The following is a 21,183-nucleotide window of genomic DNA, read 5'->3' as shown; positions in this document are numbered from 1 at the left end:
TGTAAAGTTTCAATTTCAATGGGACACAGCGCAGGTGGAGTGAGTTAGTTCACTGGCTTTGTGACAAAAATCACAGATGATGAAAGCCCCAAGTCGTATACTGAAAATGTAAGAAAAACATTCATCCCGCGGTTCCGGTTCCCAAGTAGAGAGAACATGTTCCGGTTTATGTGAAACAATTCACATTAATCGCGGCTCTGGGCACACAATGCTACGAATGAAGCAAGATGTTATGTGTCCAGAAATCCAAATTAGTGGAGGGATTACGATGTCGGTGATTGAAAAAGATGTCAAACAACAAACAGGCTGGAGAAACTTTACCAAAGGAACATGGACCAAATCCGTAGATGTGAATGATTTTCTGGCACACAACTTGTCTCCGTATTACGGTGACGAAGCATTTCTCGCAGGTGCAACCCAGAATACCAAAGAATTGTGGGAGATCGTATCTGATCTGACCAAAAAAGAACGGGATAACGGCGGTGTCCTTGACGTTGACGTGAACACACCAGGTACTATTATTTCTCACCAACCCGGTTATCTGGATCAATCCAAAGAGCAGATTGTCGGCGTTCAGACCGATGCTCCGTTCAAACGTTCCATTCAACCAACAGGCGGAATTCGCATGATGATTGACGCATGTGAGGCATATGGCTTTGAAATGCCACAGGGCGTCATTGATATATTTACAAACATTCGCAAAACACACAACCAGGGTGTATTCGATGCTTATACTTCCGACATGCGTGCAGCGCGTAAAGCAGGAATTATTACAGGTCTGCCAGATGCTTACGGCCGTGGCCGGATCATCGGTGACTATCGTCGTGTAGCTTTGTACGGGGTAGACTTCCTGATTCGTAACAAAAAAGGCGAACTGAATGCACTCGAAGTTGATGTTATTGATGAAGATGTCATTCGTCTGCGGGAAGAATTGTCTGAACAGATTCGTGCATTGCAAGAATTGAAACAATTGGGCGATATGCACGGGTTCGATATTTCCTTGCCAGCGACAACAGCAAAAGAAGCATTCCAATGGTTGTACTTCGGTTATCTCGCTGCGATCAAAGAACAGAACGGTGCTGCGATGTCACTCGGACGTGTATCTTCTTTCCTGGATATCTACATTGAACGTGACCTGCAAGAAGGGATTTTGTCCGAAGAACAGGCTCAGGAATTGGTTGACCATTTTGTAATGAAACTGCGGATTGTCAAATTCCTGCGTACACCGGATTACAACGAACTGTTCAGTGGAGATCCAACATGGGTGACTGAGTCCATCGGCGGTATGTCCGTGAATGGTGAAACACGCGTAACCAAAAACAGCTTCCGTTTCCTGCATACACTGCACAACCTGGGTCCTGCACCAGAACCAAACTTGACTGTTCTCTGGTCAACGAAACTTCCAGAAGCTTTCAAAGATTATTGCAGTAAAGTATCCATCGAAACCAGCTCAATCCAGTATGAAAATGATGATCTGATGCGTCCGATCTACGGTGACGATTACGGTATTGCTTGCTGTGTGTCGGCGATGAAGATCGGGAAACAAATGCAATTCTTCGGCGCTCGTGCCAACCTGGCAAAAGCTCTCCTGTATGCGATCAACGGTGGTCGTGACGAGAAATCCGGAGCACAAGTTGGACCTGAGTATCCTGCCATCACTAGCGAAGTACTGGATTACAATGAGGTTATGAAACGCTTCAAACCAATGATGGAGTGGCTGGCTAAGCTGTATATGAATACCCTCAACGTCATTCACTACATGCACGATAAATACAGTTATGAGCGTATCGAAATGGCATTACATGACCGTGACATTGTACGTACGATGGCTTGCGGTATCGCTGGTCTGTCGGTTACAGCAGATTCACTGAGTGCGATCAAATATGCCAAAGTAAAACCAATTCGTAACGAACAAGGCATCGCTGTTGATTTCGAAATCGAAGGAGACTTCCCTTGTTACGGTAACAATGAAGACAGCGTAGACAGCATTGCTGTTGAACTGGTCGAGAACTTCATGGGCATGATTCGCAAACACAAAGCTTACCGTAACGCAGTTCCAACACAATCCGTTCTGACGATCACTTCCAACGTGGTATATGGTAAGAAAACAGGGACTACACCGGATGGTCGTAAAGCAGGTGAACCATTTGCTCCAGGTGCAAACCCAATGCATGGTCGTGACAAAAAAGGTGCACTGGCATCCCTTGGCTCGGTAGCCAAATTGCCTTATGAACACAGTCTTGACGGGATTTCCAATACCTTCTCCATCGTGCCAAAAGCATTGGGTAAAGAGGAGACTACACGTAAATCCAACCTGACTGCGATGATGGATGGTTACTTCGGTCAAAACGCTCATCACCTGAACGTTAACGTATTTGATCGTCAGCAATTGATTGATGCGATGGATCACCCGGAAAACTATCCACAACTGACTATACGGGTATCCGGATATGCCGTTAACTTCATTAAATTGACTCGTGAACAACAGTTGGATGTCATCAACCGTACGTTCCATGGCTCGATGTAAGTAATTTGCTAGTAGAAGACCGCTAGAGCAAGGTATTCCAAATCATATTAAACGCACAGCGGATGCGGATACAGAAAGGAAGAGGCAGCATGGTTAACGGACATATTCATTCACTCGAAACTTTCGGGACGGTTGACGGCCCAGGCATCCGCTTTGTGCTTTTTATGCAAGGATGTCTACTCAAATGTCAATATTGCCACAACCCTGATACTTGGGCGCTGGATGGTGGAAAAGAAATGACGCTTGAGGAGGTACTGGCTGAAATTGAGCCTTACCTGTCTTACTACCGCAGCTCCGGAGGCGGGCTCACGATATCTGGCGGAGAACCAACGTTACAGGCCCACTTTGTAGCCGAGATCTTCAAGGAAGTGAAGCGGCGCTGGGGATTGCATACGACACTGGATAGCAACGGTTTTAACGAACCGGAACGGATTCACGATCTGTTGGATCACACGGACCTGGTTCTGCTGGACCTCAAACATATTGATGATGAGAAACACATCAAGTTGACAGGCAAATCCAACGAGAGAACGTTGAAAACGGCCAAGTGGTTATCGGAGCAAGGTCGGAAAATGTGGATACGCCACGTGTATGTGCCTGGCATTCATAACGAGGAAGAGGATCTGCTTAACCTCGGACGGTTTATCGGAACATTAAATGGCGTCGAGAAGTTCGAAATTCTTCCATACCATCAGATGGGGATCTACAAATGGGAGGCGCTCGGTAAAGTATATCCACTGGATGGTGTTCCTTCACCAAGTGAAGAAGAAGTGGAGCGGGCGTATCGCCTGATCGAACAAGGTCGCCAGGAAACGGCTGGCATGGCTTGTTCAGGTAAGTAATCTGACCTTTATATATAATAAAAACAATCAACCAAGCAGTCCTTGCGAACATGTTTCGCAGGGGCTGTTTTTTTGCTGTTATCCATTGGAAATGCAAGATTATGGGTCCAGTGAAGGATTTTATCCCTCCATTGATGAATTGTCATCCTTACGATGTAAGCTCCGGCTTTTTATAATCAGAGTGTAAAGCCAAATGCTCAATATCTTGAGGAGGGTCAACCAGATGAAAAAAAGAATGACGTTACTGCTTTCATTATTGCTTATCACTTCATGGACTTTGGCGGGATGTGCAAGCTCAAGTAACGAGCCACAGCAGGGCGCAGGCAATACACCTGCGGGGGAGACAAGTAAGGAACCGATTGAGATGCTTCTCCGCCACACGCAGGTGGGAGCCGACAAACAGAAAAGACTGGCCATTCTGCAGGATGTTGTGGACAAAGTGGAGGGAGAGATACCCAATCTGACCTTTACGCTGGATGGTGTCGAATCCGATGTGAATCGTAAGGAAAAGCTTCGCGGAGAGATGGCGGCAGGCAACCCGCCGGATATATTTGAACTGTTCGGTAGCCCGGATTCCAAAGTTTATGCCAAGGAAGGTATGCTGCTTGATCTGACCCCAATCCTGCAAGAGCTGGGCATTCAGGACCAGTTTACATCCCTTGAACCGTTTACGTATGAAGGCAAAGTATATGGACTGCCGATTGGCGGTTCGGGCGAAGGTTTTTTCTATAATAAAGAGTACTTTGAACAAAAAGGATGGAAAGCCCCAACCACCATGGCTGAACTGGACAATATATTGGCCCAGATCAAGGCTGATGGCAAAGTGCCACTTGCTTCCGCATCCAAGGCGGGCTGGGTACCACTTATGTTAACCAACCACCTGTGGTCCCGTTATGCCGGGCCGGAGATTACCGCAAAGTTTGCAACAGGTGAAGCGAAGTGGACCGATCCGAGTGTTGTGCAAGGTTTTGCCAAACATAAGGAATGGGTGGATAAGGGTTATTTCAAAAAAGGTGAGCTGGGCTTTGAGTATGCCGAATATACCACGCAATTTACAAGTGGAGAAGCGGTGTTGATGTATGACGGAACATGGAAATCATCTGTATTCAAGGAAGGTCAGAGTGGCGAATCACTCATTGGCAAGGTTGGATTCTTCAATATGCCTCCGGTAGAGAACGGAGCAGGTGATCAGACGTCATTGATGCGTGATGTGAACAATGGATACGGATTCTCGGCAGCTGTGGCGGATGACCCGCAGAAGCTGGAAGCAGTAAAGGCTTTTATCAAGAACTTTTACAATGAAGATATGCAGGTCCGTGGTCTTGTGGAAGATGGTGTGCTGCCTGCCATGAAGCTGGACGAGAAAGTGCTGACCGATAGCATTACCGATGATCTGATGAAAGAAATTGTGGCCGTGCTTAATGCGTCCAAGACGTCGTTCCCGGCATTTGATGCACTCGTTCAGGCCGATGTGACGACAGAGATCAGCAATCTGCAGATTCAGAAGTTGATTGGTGGGCAGACCACGCCAGAGAAAATGGCAGAAGAGTTGCAAAAGGTGCAAGAGGAAGCAAACGCCTCAGTGGAATAAACCAATTCAAGTTGAAACTGCGATCGTTGAAGTGACTGAAGGAGGCTGACCATGAATACTTCACTCCGCAGCCCGTTAATCTATACGCTGTTTGTAATGCCAGCCCTAATTCTGTTTGTGATGTTCTTTCTATACCCTATTGGTAGCTCCCTGTATTACAGTCTGACGAGTTGGAATGGGGTATCGGCTGAGCCACGTTTTGTGGGTTTATCCAATTATGTGAAGGCACTGACAGATGAACGTTTTTGGATTTCCACAAGGAATAACGGCTTTTTCATCGGATTTTCGGTACTGATTCAGGTACCCCTGATCGTCCTATTTTCACTTCTGATTGCCAATGTGAAAAGGCTAAAGGGCCTGTATAAAACAGCTGTTTTTTTACCATCCATCATGTCGACAGCCGTTATCGGTATCTTATGGGGATTCATCTATGAACCCAATATCGGACTATTAAACAAAATGCTTCATGTGCTGGGCATCGATCCAATCTACTGGTTATCGGATAACCGATTTGCCATGTTGTCCATCTTGGTGACCAATGCCTGGCAGTGGACGGGGTTTTACATTGTCATGGTGCTGGCGGCCATACTGGCGATTCCCCGTGATCTGGATGAAGCGGCTGCCATTGATGGGGCAACGGCGGTACAACGAGCAATGCGAATTACGTTGCCGCTGATTCGGCCGATCATTTCAGTGGTGATCATGTTGTCCATCGCAGGTGCCATGAAAGCAGCCGACATCGTGATTGTCATGACCAAAGGTGGGCCCGCCGGGTCCACCGAGGTTCTGGCAACATACATGATCAAATATGCGATTACCAACTTCAAATATGGTTATGGCAATACCATTGCAGTGCTGATCTTTGCTCTGACGCTTGTGCTCACTGCGGTGTATCAACTGCTAGTGGCGAGGCGGAGCGAGAAGGTGGAATATTGATGGCGAAAAGCATAAAAAGCAGTATACCTCATGTGTTGTTAATGTTGTATTTGATCGCGATTCTGTTTCCCTTTTTATTTGTAATTTTCTCTTCCTTCAAGCAGGATAACAATGAAATCGCTCTGAATCCATTCGGTTTGCCTACAACATGGGAGTTTAACAATTACGTGGAGGCTTGGGTGAATGCCAAGATTGGCACGTATTTCTGGAACAGCCTATACATTTCGGTTCTATCATCGGCGTGTACGATTGTGCTGGGTGCCATGTTTGCTTTTGCCGTAACCCGGATGAGACACCGGAGATGGAGTCTGTTTCTGTACAGTCTGATTCTGGCGGGTATGCTTATTCCCAACAATGCACTTATGCTGCCAATTTATCTGCTTGTTCGCAAAATGGGCATATTGGATACGCATCTGGCATTGATCGTGCCCTATGTGGCCAATGCGATCCCTTTTACCATTATTATCCTGGCGGCTTTTATGCGTTCTCTGCCTGGAGAAATTGAGGAAGCGGCGGTCATGGACGGCTTGAGGGCCCCGGGTATCTTTGCTAAAATAGTGATACCTCTTACAGTTCCGGCTATTGTTACGGTTTTTATCGTTAATTTCCTCGGCAACTGGAACGAATTTTTACTCGCCAACTATTTCTTATCCACCGATAAATTGCGTACGCTGCCAGTGGGCATGGTTCAGTTTCGGGATCAATATCAGATGAACTATGCCCAGATGTCGGCAGGTATTGTATACAGCGTTGTACCTGTACTTGTGATCTACGCTATACTCCAGGAGAAAATTATAGAAGGAGTAACTGCAGGTGGTGTCAAAGGTTAATACCATGAACCAGTGAATAGGGAGAACGGGATATGAACTTGCGAATGAAGCTGGCCTTGGCATTTCTGCTGCTGATTATTGTACCGATGTGTGCGCTGGGCATTGGCATGTTTCTGGTCACATCACATACGATTGAGAAAAAATACAATCAACAGGCCGAATATGCGCTTCAGGCCATCAGCTACAATATCGAGAATGTATTTCAGCAGATTAACAATGTGACCGATAATGGGATAGCGACCTCGGTTTTTCAAATGGCGTTGAACGCCAAAGATCCGACCAAGCAGGATCTGGGGACCGGTAATCAGTTATCCCTAAATGCCAGCCAGCGCAATTTCCGTTCCCTTCTATATAACTATCCGTTCATCAGTTATGCCTTTTTATATGATTTGCGTTCGTCCGAGAACAACCAGATTGTCTCCATTTTCACCAAAGAGAACTTTCAAGCCCTTCCTTTTCAGCAATTCAAAGTGCATCCCTTATTCAACGAAATTCAGCAACTTAATGGTGTGCCCAAATGGCTCGCACCTCTGGAATATCCCGAATTAACCGGCGTAGAGCCTGTCTTCACCCAGATCAGACTGGTCAAAGAACTCAGTTATTTTCAAAATATCGGCGTGCTTGTTGTTCAGATCAAAAAAGGAGAGATCGACCGGATCTTCCGTCACCTGCAAATCAGCGATTCGGCACAGGATACATCATTCCTGTTAATTAATGAAGAAGGACTGATCGTTTATGATCCTGCAGGGATTTACAACGGTGAGAACATGCAAAACCTTGGTGCTGAATCCGGCAGTTACGGTCCTGGCTTTAGCAGTGTCAGAACGGTCTTTGACGGCAAGGAGAGCATCCTTTCGCAATATCATCTGAAGAACTATAACTGGAGTCTCGTCAGTGTGACTTCATGGGAAGCCTTATCTGCGGAAACCAATGCCTTTGCCGGTTGGTCTGTCATCATTATTCTGTTATGCCTGCTCGCAGCAATGATCTTTAATCTTTTTTTCATGAATCGCATTACGGGTAACATTGCTGTACTTGTACGGTTTATGCGTCGTGTGGATGATGGTGACTTTAACGCGAGGGTGGAAGGAAAAGGATTCGATGAAATGCAGCTGCTTGCGCAAGGGTTCAATGAACTATTGGATCGGATCGGGGGATTATTCCGTCGTGTTCGGGCAGAGCAGGAGCAGAAGGCCCAAGCGGAACTGCGTGTACTACAGGCCCAGATCAAACCTCATTTTCTGTTTAACACATTGGAATCCATTAATGGATTAGCGCTGCGTGGGGAGGGCCGCAAAGTAAGCGAGATGGTGACCAGACTAGGCAATATGCTTCGTATCAGCATTCAGGATCAGGAGGAGATTCCGCTGGGTGAGGAAATCAGGCATTTGCAGAGTTATCTGGAGATTCAACAGTACAGGTTCAGTGATTTGTTCACCTATGAGATTGACATTCCACCCCATCTATACAGCTCAATCCTGCTCAAGCTTACCCTCCAGCCTCTAGTGGAAAATAGCATTCAACACGGGTTTGAGGGGATCACCTATCCAGGTGTACTACGGATAAGCGCATACGCAGAACGGGATTATCTGGTGTTATGTGTTGAGGATAATGGGATCGGTATTCCCCAGGAAATGCTCGCACGATTTGAGTATATGGCAGAAGATCCGCCGGAAGATATGCTCGCGGAAGGGGCGGAATCATTGTCGTCCATAACGGAACGCAGGGGATTGGGATTACGAAGTGTGGCAGATCGAATTCGTATTCAATACGGGGCCGGGTATGGCATATTTATATGTTCAGCACCGGGGTATGGCACAGTTATTCGATGTATCATTCCATTATATGAGCAGGAGGAAGCCGGATGAATCTGACTGCAATGCTGGTTGACGATGAGCTGCCGATTTTGGAGAATCTGAACTACATTTTACCCTGGGAAGAGATGGGGATTGAAATCACAGGTACAGCGAGAAGTGGTGTAGAAGCGCTGGGGAAAGTAACAGAAAGTCATCCAGACATTCTCTTGTGTGATATTCGGATGCCGTCTATGGATGGATTGGAACTTATTCGTTTACTGCGAGAGCAGGGTGAAACGTGTGAGATTATTTTGCTGACCGGTTATCAGCAGTTTGAATATGCTCGAACCGCTATCAAGTATAACGTACATGAATACATATGTAAGCCAATTGATTATTTGAATCTGGAACATAAACTGCGTGAGCTTGCCGGGCAGATCCAGAAGAGACGTCTGGAAAACGAATCGCAACGTTATCGCAACCAAGAGATGGAAAGCTGGATCAGACACAAACAGTTGATTGACCTGTTGCGAGGAGAAGCACCATTGAAGGTTGCCTATCCTGCCTCTGTTCCTGAATTCATAACAACTACTGCACCGTATACGTTGCTGCTGGTGGATGCAGTCGGTTATTTTCGCCATTCGATCGGCTGGTCCGAACTTCAGCATCAACGATGGCATGAGACCGTAAGTTCCACACTTAGGGAAGTAGCGGAGAGAATTAGGGGGAACTGTCAGATTCTTTCGACCCGCAAAGGGGAGTGGTGCATCCTGCTGGAGGCATCGGGGGACTGGAAACGTCGCTCAGAGGATCTGGCCCATCAACTGTGTCTCGAATTAAATGAGATATTATCCCTGGATTCAAATGTGAAGGTTAGGGTTGTTCAGGATGCTGTGCCCGTGAACTTGGAAAGTCAAATTCTGGAGCGATTCCGGCATTGTCAAAAAATACTGATGTCCCATTCGGAGAGTGAAGACAGGGTGCTGAAAGCCAGTTGTCCCGAAACCACCTTATCGGATGATCATACGGCCTCCAAAGGGGCTAACTCATGGATTACAAGAGAAGATCTGGAGCTTGTTACTCGGTGGATTCGGCAAGGGAACAAGCAGGGGGTACGTGATGTATTGGAGCGGCTTAAACAGCAAATGGGGAATTCAGGACAATCTTTCAACAGGATAGATGAAACCAATCTTCGGTTTATGCTTGTTCACATGCTTCGGGAACTGCGTGAGGTATATTCCATCGCTGAAGAGCACGAAGTGAATTATTGGAATGCACTGCAAGGGGCCGGATCCATGAGGGAACTCCTTGAACTTGCAGAGGTTGTTGCCCATGCCTGTCAGGGCAAACAAACGCAGCCACGTCCTTCCGTATCGGAACTGATCCTGTCTGCATGTGAGTATATGGACGCACGGCTGCAACAGGATTTGGGAATAGATGAAGTCTCAGATTGGCTCGGAATCAGCCCGGGTTACTTCTGCCAGCTATTTAAAACTCAAATGGGTGTTACTTTTGTGGAATACATGACGCAGAAACGGATGGAAAGTGCCGCTTTATTGTTGACTACAACCGAATGGAGCATTACAGCGATTGGGGAAGCAACAGGTTTCAAGGAGCGCCGTTACTTCTCCAAGGTGTTTCATAAACACTTCCACATGAAACCCTCCGAGTACAGGCAGAGTAAACAATTGGGTTTGTAGTAGCAAGGGAAACGGGAGGAGAGGTCGAATGAAACCCTTGAATGATCTGACATTGGAGCAAAAGGTAGGCCAATTGTTGATGTGTGGATTTCACAGTCAGCACGCAGATGAACAGATTACTCGCTTAATCCGTGACTATCACGTCGGGGGTGTCATTTATTTCCGGCGCAATGTCGAAAGTATAGATCAATTGACACGGCTGTCCGCCGAACTGCAAGATATGGCTGCTGAAGCGGGGGCCCTACCACTCATGATTTCGGTGGACCAGGAAGGTGGCATGGTTGCACGGATTGACCAAGAGGGAATGACCCAAGTGCCGGGTAATATGGCACTTGGTGCTACAGGCAATCCGGAATATACCCTGGAGTGTGCCCAAATTCTGGGTCATGAGTTAAAAAGTATCGGTATTGATATGAACCTTGCGCCAGTGGTCGACGTGAATAACAACCCGCTTAACCCGGTCATCGGTGTGCGTTCGTATGGTGAACATGCTGAAAGTGTGGCCGCTCATGGCGTAGCTGCCATCACCGGATATCAATCACAGGGCATAGCTGCTACTGCCAAACATTTTCCGGGACATGGAGATACCGCCGTAGATTCTCATCTTGGTATGGTTACGGTACCTCATGATCGAAACAGGCTGGAACAGATGGAGTTGTTACCGTTCCGTAAGGCGATTGAGGCCGGAGTTGATGCTATTATGACAGCTCATGTGATGTTCCCTTCGATTGAGCCCGAGCCCATTCCGGCAACGTTGTCACATAAGGTGTTAACGGGCCTATTACGTGAGGAAATGGGGTTTGAAGGCATTATTATTACAGACTGTCTTGAAATGCATGCGATATCCAAGCCATATGGGGTAGCTGAAGCTGCCGTTCGTGCTGTGGAAGCAGGAGCAGATCTGATTCTGGTGAGTCATACCTTGCAAGATCAGGTTGCTGCGCTGGAAGCCATTGTGGAAGCAGTTCGAACGGGGCGCATTTCGGAAGAGGTTATTCATCAGGCGGTTGAACGCATTATGACATGGAAAAGAAAGCGCGGCGGGCAGCAGAATGATCATCTGGTTTCGCCGAAAGCGAGTGAAACGGTCGAAGCAACCGATGTCGAACCTGTTGATTGCACTAAATCCACTAAACCCACTGAGCCCAGTGAGCCCAACGAATTGACGTTGTTCAAGATTGCTTCAAGCAGTATCACCATCGTTCATAATGATGGGCTGCTGCCGTTGATCCCAGAGAAGGACGTATATGTCATCTGGCCTGAGGTTGTGCAACGGACAGAGGTGGATGAACCATGGTCCCATACAGAATCGTTGGGTATGGCGCTATCGCAGCTGCGAGGCAAAATTCGTGAGCGTAAAATAACGACTCAGCCTTCATATGAGGAAGTAGATCGCATATGGAAGGATGTGTCGGATCGTGAACAAGTTATCGTATGTACGTACACATCGGCAGGTCAACTTCCGAAAGGGCAACAGTATTTGGTTGAAAAGCTTAGTAAGAATCATTCCCTGATTGTAATTGCTCTACGCAATCCATATGATCTGCTGGAGATTTCGAGGCCGGGAAGTTATGTGTGTACGTATGAAAATACACCTGCAGTTGTTCGGGCCCTGTCCCATGTGTTAACCGGAGGACTGCAGCCAACAGGAAGTCTGCCTGTCCGTTTGCGCTAGGCCTATTCAATCCTTACATCTCTCTGCGATATGGTGCTGATTGACCATCTCCCGGAGAGATTTTTTTGTTGAAATTTTATATTGGTTAATTTTGGGATATGAATGCCAAAAAGATAATTGATAGATAACTATTTTCATAGTATTTTCCTTCTATTAAAAGTTTACAATTCTCCTCTTAACTTTTTAGCAACTTTTCCCGGTTCCAAGCGTCTAATAATATGACTTTTTGAGGGGGATATTTATAAAATGGGAGCAGAAGGAGCCAAAGACAAAGAATGAATTTGAAGAAGAAATTGTCCATACTTACCGCTTTTGCTGTGTTTCAGGCGTTTGCAGTGATTCCTGCCAATGCACAATCAGCAGATCAGAGCGATACTACATCAGTGAATACAGCCAAAGTTAAATCCGTGGAGGTTGTGAAGAAAGAACAAACCATCGCGGAATCCGAAGTGAAATCCGGAACAAACACGCCAACATCAAATAATGAAACAACTGAAGAAGTGAACCCTGAGACAGATGTTCCTACAGGAACAGACGCGACTCCTGTTGAGCCGGTAATTGAACCTACGGACGAAGAAGGTACAGCTGAGGAAACACCAGCACCTGCACCAGTAGAAGTGGAGCAACCATCTACAGGCGGTTCATCTGTTGCTGGAGGCGGGGGTGGAGACCTCACTCTTTATATGAACAGTAATAAAATGATGCAAGATGGCAAAACATATCTTGCTGGACAGCCAATGGCTGTTAAAAATGGTGTATCCTATGTAGCGATCCGTGCTCTCGTTGATCGGGTTGGCTATGATGTAAAATATGATAACACAACCAAAGAAACGATCATTATTAGTGGTGAAGATGAGCTGCGTTTCAAAACAAACAGCAAGATATATACCGTTAATGGTGTGTCCAGAACGATGAAGGGCGCGGCTTATCAACAAAAAAATACGTTCATGGTGCCGTTGACTTCAATTACACAGGCTCTGGACATTACGTATAAAGTAAATCAATCTGCCAAAACGGTTGTATTGAATTTGAGTACCAAACCGGTGGCAAGCTTCACGGTACAAAAAGAGGTCTTTGCCGGAGATCAGGTAACCTACACAACCAGATCCAGCTCTCCCAAGGGACTCAGCATTGTAGATGAGCGTTGGACAGGCCGTCAGGATTCATTCGACCAACCAGGTGTATACACAGTAACCTATGCGGTCCAGGATTCGAGTGGTCAATGGAGCGATCCGTATTCGGTTACGATTAAGGTTGAAAGACCAAATCTGCCTCCTGTCGCGATGTTTACGACAGATAAAGAAGAATACAAAATGGGTGAGAAAATCACTTATATTGATCAAAGCACAGATGATGAGAATGCAATTGTTAAAACCGAATGGGATAACAATGCACTTGCATTCTTTGTTCCAGGACCGAAGACCGTAACGATTACAGTTACCGATAAACATGGTGCTAGCGATAGCTATACCAAGATGATCAATATTACGGGAGAAACACTTTATAGTGTGACTGACTTCAATCAATTGTTCACACCAGTCGGTGAGAAGTTCACTTTTGATGGTGGTGGAGTACCGGCATTGGAGAAAGTTCCTTTCACGTATTATGATGAACCAAGTCTGCTGATCCGCAGTAACAGCCCGGAAACCGTGAATACGGAAGGCATTGTGTACAAGGAATCTTCCTTCGGACAGACACGCTTCATGATTCACCATGTGAACAACACGGGCAAAAACGTGAAAATGTATGTTGTAGCGACAAACAACAATGCATACACGGCATCCATTGACCAGCAAAACATGGGTTTTGCAGGACCGTCTCCTTTTGCAACGGTAGCTGGAAAGCTGTCGATTGACCGTTGGTTCCAATCCATGCAGAATGGTACCGGACAAAAGAAAGTGTACATCCAGCCAGGAGAAAGCAAGCTGATTCTCAATGATCTGAGCGTTCTTCCGATGAAACAGGGACAAGTCATTTCCTTGTATTCCGATGTATTCAGTGATTATGAACTGGATTACAACATTATCATGATCGAAGAAAACAAGGACCCGATGGAAGTGTTGTCGAGCCTGCCGGTTCTGGATCGTGATGGTGTTCACAACCGCGGAACGTACCCGAATGCAACACGGATCATTACGTATGATCAGGAAATAGGATCGAAGCCTGCACGTCTTCCACTTGGAGACAATGCAAGTGATCCAAACCTTGTGGGAACGGACCCTATGGCTTTCACAGAAGCTTCCAACGCAGGTAACTTCGGTGTATTGTACAAAATTACATTGAATAATGTTGCTCCGCGCACGTTGATTTCATTCAACCCTCGTGGAGGCAGATACTCAGGTGTTGCACTCGTGAACGGACAGGTTGTTCAGATTTCCACAGGTAAATCTGTAACTGCGCCTAATGAGCAAAGCGTTATGTATCGCACAGGTTCGTACGGCGAGAGTGTAACTATTCTCTTCTCTGCGGCACCAGGAAGTAACTTGCCTGTTAACCTGCTGTTCACGCCGCTTCCGGCTGAAAAGTAATAACATGAACATGCACGGACGGTTTGGAGTGAAAGCTTATATCATATATACCCGTTCACCCCAAAAGTCGCCCGAACGATTGATCATCTGAACCGTCAGGAAGGGACTCCATCAAAATGTAATGCCATTAGCTCAAGCTAGACTAATGGCAATGCATGTGCATGGAGTCCTTTTTATGTGATGTTGGAATGACCTAACCCGTTGTCTTCGTTGACTCTAATCGTAATTTGATGCATTATTAGAGGTATACAAGAAAGCGAAAGTTTTCCCTTTCGCCGAATAAACTGTCGCTCTATGAATGATGCAAAATGCTCGTATGACAGGAGGTGCTTAAGATCATGCTGTCGACAGAACAGATTATTTCGACCATGTCCTCACAGGGGCTTCGCATTACCGATCAGCGGAAAACACTGGCCCGGTTATTTGCCGAGTCCCCCGGGTATCTTACACCCAAGGACGTCTATGAATATATGGGTAAGACTTACAGCGGACTGAGTTTTGACACAGTATATCGTAATTTGCGGGTGATGCAGGAACTGGGTGTACTGGAACAGGTCATCTTCGAAGATGGCGTTAAATTCAAAGCACACTGTAGTGAAGATCATCATCACCATCATATGATCTGTCTGAATTGTCAGAAGACATATCCAATTATTTTTTGCCCGATGCAGCTTGCGGATGCGCCTGAGCAATTTCAGGTTGTGGACCACAAGTTTGAGGTATTTGGATATTGCAAGGACTGTGCTGAGCATGCCCCGGCCAAAGCTGCATCGGGACATCAACACGCTCATGGGAAGCACTGACCATGAAGTTATCGCGCAGAATTGCTCAGGCACCCATTCGGGTGTACCGCAACTATATCTCTCCATTAACACCGCCAACATGTCGGTTCTATCCGAGCTGTTCGGCTTACGCCATGGAGGCGATTGAAGTGCACGGTGCGCTCAAGGGCTCGTTGTTAACAGCGAAACGTATTGCCAAATGTCACCCGTTTCATCCAGGTGGAGTGGATCTGGTGCCACCAAAGGCGGAGAAATCCATGATGGTATCGGAGTAACGATGTAACTTGAAGTGTTCCGGTGGCCTGGAAGCAGGCCAGGATTGAACTTGAGGATGCTGTCCACTTGACAAAGGGGTCCGCATTTCAGTATATTTTTCCTATATATGCGAGTTCAAAAAGTCTAGTTTTCAGTACCGAGAAGATGGGATGAAGTTAGAAATGGAGTAGCGGAGCGTAGGAAACCTACGTGAGCAACGGACATTTCGGCTGAATTTCAACTTCGATGCTGATGATGCCGGTAGGCATGATTCGTAATCAAAAGTGGACTTTTTGAACAACTTCTATATGATTTTCCAGTGAAGGGATAAGTACAGACACACCCCCAGTGCAGAGAGCCGGATGAGCTGAGAACCGGTCTGGGAGGAGGATGGAACATGGTCCCGGAGGAACCTCTTTCGAGCGTGCAGACAGTGATTTCAGAGCTGCTGTCGTAAGGCTGAGGCGTGATCCAGCGTTAATGGGCGGTCGAAGGACCGACAGAGCCTGTGTTTTGTGAAAAACATGGGGAATTTGGGTGGTAACACGTGAGAGCAACTCTCGTCCCATAGGGGCGGGAGTTTTTTGTGTTCTTTTTTAGTTGTTTTGGACGAAGGGATCACATGAAGCAGGAACATTAGAAGGAGGAGAAGTCATTCATGGCTGACCAAAAAACATTTTATCTGACAACCCCGATTTATTATCCGAGTGACAAATTGCATATTGGGCATGCGTATACAACGGTGGCGGGAGATGCGATGGTTCGTTACAAGCGTCTACGCGGTTACGATGCTCATTATCTGACAGGAACCGATGAACATGGTCAGAAGATTGAGCGCAAGGCACAAGAGAAAGGACAGACACCGCAAGCTTTTATCGACGATATCGTTGTGGGGATCAAGGAACTGTGGAACAAGTTGGACATTTCCAATGACGACTTTATCCGTACAACCGAAGAGCGTCACAAAACCGTCGTCCAGGATATCTTTGACCGTTTGCTGAAACAGGGAGATATCTACAAAGGTGAGTACGAAGGCTGGTACAGCATTCCGGATGAGACGTATTACACGGAGACTCAACTGGTGGATGTAGAGAAGAATGAGAAGGGTGAGATTATCTCGGCCAAGAGCCCGGATAGTGGGCACCCGGTTGAATTGGTCAAAGAAGAATCCTACTTCTTCCGTATGAGCAAATATGCAGATCGTTTGTTGAAATATTATGAAGAGAACCCGGGCTTTATTCAGCCGGAATCCCGTAAGAACGAGATGATCAACAATTTCATCAAGCCAGGTCTTGAAGATTTGGCCGTATCGCGGACTACATTTGAATGGGGCGTTAAAGTTAAAGGCGATCCAAAACACGTGGTCTACGTGTGGATTGATGCGTTGTCCAACTATATTACAGCACTGGGCTATGGTTCATCCGATGCATCCCTGTATAACAAGTTCTGGCCTGCGGATGTTCATCTGGTAGGGAAAGAAATTGTTCGTTTCCATACGATCTACTGGCCAATTATGTTGATGGCGCTGGACTTGCCTTTGCCGAAGAAAGTGTTTGCGCACGGCTGGTTGTTGATGAAGGATGGCAAAATGTCCAAATCAAAAGGTAATGTCGTTGATCCAGTGACTCTGATTGACCGTTACGGTCTCGATGCACTGCGTTATTACCTGCTGCGTGAAGTGCCGTTTGGTTCCGATGGTACGTTTACACCAGAGAGCTTCGTAGAGCGTGTTAACTCCGACCTCGCGAACGATCTGGGTAACCTGTTGAACCGTACAGTTGCGATGGTAGACAAATATTTTGAAGGCAAAGCCCCGGCGTTTGCATCGAATGTAACGGAATTTGATGCTTCGCTGGAAGAAGCAGGCCATGCTACAGTGGAAAAAGTGGAACAGGCGATGGAAAACCTGCAGTTTTCCGTAGCACTGACAGCGATCAGCCAGTTTGTCAGCCGCACCAACAAATATATTGATGAGACGCAGCCATGGGCGCTGGCTCGTGATGAAGCAAAACGTGATGAATTGGCATCCGTTATGGCTCACCTGATCGAAAGCTTGCGAATTGCTTCGATTCTGTTGCAACCGTTCCTGACACGTGCTCCTCATAAAATTTGGGCACAGCTCGGCATTCAGGAAGGTGAACTTACGGCTTGGGATACAGCCAAACAATGGGGTCTGGTTCCAACTGGAAACGCATTGCAAAAAGGTGATCCAATCTTCCCGCGTTTGGATTCCGAACAGGAGATTGCTTATATCTCCGAAGCGATGACTGGTGGCCAAAAAGCAGTACAGCCTGAAGCAAGTCAAGCAGATGCTGGAGCTTCAGCATCTGTTGAACCGGTAACCGCACCTGAAGGTACCGAAGAGATCGGTATTGACGATTTTGCTAAAGTAGAACTGCGTGTCGCGCAAGTCATTGCCTGCGAACCGGTCAAAAAAGCGGATAAGTTGCTGAAATTGCAGCTCGATCTGGGTTATGAGCAGCGCCAAGTCGTATCGGGAATCGCGAAGTTCTATTCGCCAGAAGAGATGATTGGACGCAAAGTCATCTGTGTGACCAACCTCAAACCCGTGAAACTTCGTGGTGAACTGTCTCAGGGTATGATCCTTGCAGCATCCCATGGCGACCAACTAACACTGGCTACAGTGCCGGACAACATGCCTAATGGGGCACAAGTGAAATAAGAATTGAGTTATGAAATTGATTCAAGTTCTGTCGTAACTATGACTCAAGGTGGCCCGATGTAATTCGGGCCCCTTTTTTTTGTTGATATAAATCGCATCTTAAGGGAAGAGAACAAGCATATACTGTTATGAACTCCGTACTTCAGGAAAGAATGAATAGGACGGGATAGCTTGACAAGTAGGTTCAGGTTACCTATAATTCTTTCAGTAATGTTTACGATTAAGAGATGCGGAGTGAATCATAATGACATTTTATAAAGAGCAACATCAAGTTCAGGATAACCGGACAGGGAAGACGAGCAAAAGAGGCAACATGAAGTTAATGTGGACGGGTTTGCTTATTCTCATTTTGCTGGTATTGTCAGCGTGTGGGCAGGATAGTTCCAATAGTGCGAAGATTGTGGAAGGCAAGGTAAACGTTGTGACGACATTTTATCCTGTATATGCTTTTACGACTGCAATTGGTGGTGAGGATGCCAATGTCATTAACCTGCTGCCAACGGGAGTAGAGCCACATGACTGGACTCCGAAGAGTCAGGATATCGTTAATACGTCCAAGGCACAGCTGTTTTTCTATAATGGAGCTGGACTGGAAGGATGGGTGCCGAATTTCCTGAAGTCGTTGAATAGCGATACACAGGTGAAGTCTGTTGCCGTCAGTGAAGGGGTTAAGCTGTTAACCGCTGAGGGTGATGATGGGCACGGTCACGGCGAAAAGCACGAAGACGAGCATGCAGATGAACATACTGATGAGGCTGCAAGTGAAGATGTCGCTGATCATCATATTGATCCACATACGTGGGTTAGTCCGAAATCAGCCATTATCATGGCTGAAAACATCAAAAATAGTCTGGTCGAGGCAGATCCTGATCACAAAGCAGGTTACGAACAACGTTATGAAGAGCTTCGTACCAAGCTTGAGACGCTGGATCAGCGTTTTACAGATGAATTGGCTAACGTACCAAACAACGAAATTGTTGTCTCGCACCAAGCGTTTGGCTACCTTGCACGTGATTATGGATTAACCCAGCATGCCATTATGGGACTATCCCCGGATGCTGAACCGACAGGACAGGATATTGTGAAGCTTGCGAAACTCGTTAAAGATGAAGGCATTAAATACATTTTCTTCGAAGAGCTGGTATCTGACAAATTGGCGAAAACACTGGCAAGTGAAGCAGGAGTGGAGACCATGGTCCTTAATCCGGTTGAGGGATTGACCAAGGAGCAGGCAACAAACGGGGATGATTATTTCACCCTCATGGAGAAAAATTTGCAAAATCTGCTGATCGCATTAAAATAAGATATAATGAAGAATTCAGATCGAAGAGTCTTTACCGTTCACGGTGAAGGCTCTTAGAACGCTATGGGATTCTTATATATAATGAAGGGCGGCTTTGCCATGCAGCAAATCATGCCACTATGTCATGATCCAATTATAGAGATCGAGAAACTATCATTTTCCTACGGGGACCAGCGAGTGATTGAGAATCTCGATTTTATGGCCCAGGAACGGGACTTTGTCGGGATTATCGGTTCCAATGGGGCGGGTAAAACGACATTGCTGCGCATGCTGGTAGGACTTCTTCCTCCTGCGCAGGGAGATATCAAACTATTCGGACAGTCGATCCGCAGGTTCAAGGACTGGGACCGAATCGGGTATGTGCCTCAAAAGAATGCATTTAACCCGTTGTTTCCTGCGACCGTTCGTGAAGTGGTCATGTCAGGCTTGTATAATAACAAAAACATGTTCCGTCGTATGTCTCGCAAATGTCAGCAACAGTGCACGGATGCGATGCAGGTCATGCGGATCGAGGATCTGGCGAACAAACGTATTGGTCAATTGTCCGGCGGACAGCAACAGCGTGTATTTTTGGCACGAGCGCTTATCAATCACCCTGATCTGTTGATTCTGGATGAACCTACCGTAGGTATTGATGCTGAATCACAGGCCAGTTTCTTTGAACTGATTACGCATATGCATGAACATCACCGAATGACTTTTCTAATGGTGTCTCATGATATGGATCGGATGGAGAGTTATCTGGGTTCTGAAGCTGTGGTAACGAATGGCAAAATTAATTTCCATGTCCGTCATTCGCATGAGGTACAGGATTGTGCTGAGACCAATCTGCAACATACCACTGCACAGGTTCGCTAGCCGTATTTATGGCCCATTAGATTAGAGTAAGGCCGAAGGAGTCGTGTTTGTTTTGGAAATATTAATGAGTGATTTTTTTCAGCGTGCCCTGGCGGGTGGGTTGTTAATTGGCATCACCGCTCCGTTAATCGGACTGTTCCTGGTCTTGCGGCGGTTATCCATGATCGGAGACACCTTGTCTCATGTGACCATTGCCGGTGTTGCACTTGGATTCCTGATTGAAGTGTATCCCATTGCAGTGGGCTTGATATTTGCGGTGCTTGCTTCATTTGCGATAGAGAAATTGCGCAAAGCGTACAAGAGTTACGCCGAATTATCGATTGCCATTATCATGTCCGGTGGTGTGGCTCTTGCTTCCTTGTTCTTCACGCTGGGCAAAGGATATAATGCAGATGTCATGAGTTATTTGTTCGGCAGTATATATACATTAGACGCTACGGATCTGAAGCTTGTAGGTGTGGTTACGCTGATCGTGGTGATTGTAGTGGCATTGTTACATAAGGAATTTTTCCTGCTCAGTTTTGAGGAAGATGCAGCAGCGGTTACAGGGTTGCCTGTGAGAATTCTGAACATGTTAATCACTGTGATGACAGCACTTGTCATAAGCACGGCGATCAAGATTGTCGGTGCGCTTCTGGTGTCAGCACTATTGACGATTCCGGTAGCAGTCAGCCTGTTGATGGCCCGAAGTTTCAAATCCGCCATTATTTTGTCCGTGGTGATTGGCGAAATTGCCGTAGTCCTTGGACTGGTTGTAGCAGGTATCTGGAACCTCGCACCTGGAGCAACGATTGTATTATTGCTGATCATGATGCTGATTCTGACGATGATTGGAAAAAAAGGGTTCCGAGCCTGACGGCTAAACGAACAAGCACGA

At 46.5% G+C, this 21,183-nt stretch carries 15 protein-coding genes; all 15 read left to right on the top strand.

Annotated features, from left to right (window positions below; translation table 11 throughout):
* The first annotated feature begins 268 nt into the window (after positions 1-268).
* Complete coding sequence (gene pflB, locus MHB43_RS21380) at positions 269-2,527, top strand: formate C-acetyltransferase (protein WP_036614438.1); 2,259 nt, start codon at positions 269-271, stop codon at positions 2,525-2,527.
* A gap of 89 nt (positions 2,528-2,616) precedes the next feature.
* A complete protein-coding gene (gene pflA, locus MHB43_RS21375; protein ID WP_036614436.1) occupies positions 2,617-3,369 on the top strand; it encodes a pyruvate formate-lyase-activating protein in 753 nt (250 codons plus the stop codon).
* A 223-nt stretch (positions 3,370-3,592) separates the two neighbouring features.
* Positions 3,593-4,960 (top strand): extracellular solute-binding protein, encoded by a 1,368-nt coding sequence (locus tag MHB43_RS21370; RefSeq protein ID WP_405117934.1) that lies wholly within the window; start codon positions 3,593-3,595, stop codon positions 4,958-4,960.
* Positions 4,961-5,011: 51 nt separating this feature from the next.
* A complete protein-coding gene (locus MHB43_RS21365) occupies positions 5,012-5,896 on the top strand; it encodes a carbohydrate ABC transporter permease (RefSeq protein WP_076250991.1) in 885 nt (294 codons plus the stop codon).
* The gene (locus MHB43_RS21360) at positions 5,896-6,726 is read left to right on the top strand and encodes a carbohydrate ABC transporter permease (RefSeq protein WP_036674968.1); all 831 of its coding nucleotides are present in this window, start codon (positions 5,896-5,898) and stop codon (positions 6,724-6,726) included. The genes MHB43_RS21365 and MHB43_RS21360 overlap by 1 nt, the downstream gene beginning before the upstream one ends.
* 32 nt (positions 6,727-6,758) lie before the next feature.
* Positions 6,759-8,594 carry a sensor histidine kinase gene (locus MHB43_RS21355; protein WP_405117933.1) on the top strand — a complete coding sequence of 612 codons (1,836 nt, stop codon included), beginning with the start codon at positions 6,759-6,761 and terminating at the stop codon, positions 8,592-8,594.
* Positions 8,591-10,222 (top strand): response regulator, encoded by a 1,632-nt coding sequence (locus MHB43_RS21350; RefSeq protein ID WP_405117932.1) that lies wholly within the window; start codon positions 8,591-8,593, stop codon positions 10,220-10,222. Before MHB43_RS21355 ends, MHB43_RS21350 begins: the two co-directional genes overlap by 4 nt.
* A 28-nt stretch (positions 10,223-10,250) precedes the next feature.
* Complete coding sequence (nagZ, locus tag MHB43_RS21345) at positions 10,251-11,897, top strand: beta-N-acetylhexosaminidase (protein WP_405117931.1); 1,647 nt, start codon at positions 10,251-10,253, stop codon at positions 11,895-11,897.
* Between the two features lie 275 nt (positions 11,898-12,172).
* Complete coding sequence (locus MHB43_RS21340) at positions 12,173-14,425, top strand: stalk domain-containing protein (RefSeq protein ID WP_405117930.1); 2,253 nt, start codon at positions 12,173-12,175, stop codon at positions 14,423-14,425.
* A gap of 338 nt (positions 14,426-14,763) precedes the next feature.
* Positions 14,764-15,228, top strand: a complete 465-nt coding sequence (locus MHB43_RS21335) for a Fur family transcriptional regulator (protein WP_237174535.1) — start codon at positions 14,764-14,766, stop codon at positions 15,226-15,228.
* A gap of 2 nt (positions 15,229-15,230) precedes the next feature.
* Positions 15,231-15,482, top strand: coding sequence for a membrane protein insertion efficiency factor YidD (gene yidD, locus MHB43_RS21330; RefSeq protein WP_017687565.1), 252 nt, complete (start codon positions 15,231-15,233; stop codon positions 15,480-15,482).
* 638 nt (positions 15,483-16,120) lie between these two features.
* Positions 16,121-18,145 (top strand): methionine--tRNA ligase, encoded by a 2,025-nt coding sequence (gene metG, locus MHB43_RS21325; protein WP_405117929.1) that lies wholly within the window; start codon positions 16,121-16,123, stop codon positions 18,143-18,145.
* 244 nt (positions 18,146-18,389) lie between these two features.
* On the top strand, positions 18,390-19,448 hold the full coding sequence (locus MHB43_RS21320) for a metal ABC transporter substrate-binding protein (protein ID WP_405117928.1): 1,059 nt from the start codon (positions 18,390-18,392) through the stop codon (positions 19,446-19,448).
* A gap of 99 nt (positions 19,449-19,547) precedes the next feature.
* On the top strand, positions 19,548-20,306 hold the full coding sequence (locus tag MHB43_RS21315) for a metal ABC transporter ATP-binding protein (protein ID WP_036614907.1): 759 nt from the start codon (positions 19,548-19,550) through the stop codon (positions 20,304-20,306).
* 52 nt (positions 20,307-20,358) lie between these two features.
* Positions 20,359-21,162, top strand: a complete 804-nt coding sequence (locus tag MHB43_RS21310) for a metal ABC transporter permease (protein ID WP_017687569.1) — start codon at positions 20,359-20,361, stop codon at positions 21,160-21,162.
* Positions 21,163-21,183 lie beyond the last annotated feature (21 nt).

It is taken from the genome of Paenibacillus sp. FSL H8-0317 (genome assembly GCF_045040685.1).
GTDB lineage: Bacteria > Bacillota > Bacilli > Paenibacillales > Paenibacillaceae > Paenibacillus.
Note: the sequence above shows the minus strand (reverse complement) of the source record. Positions and strands in the feature narration are given on the sequence as shown.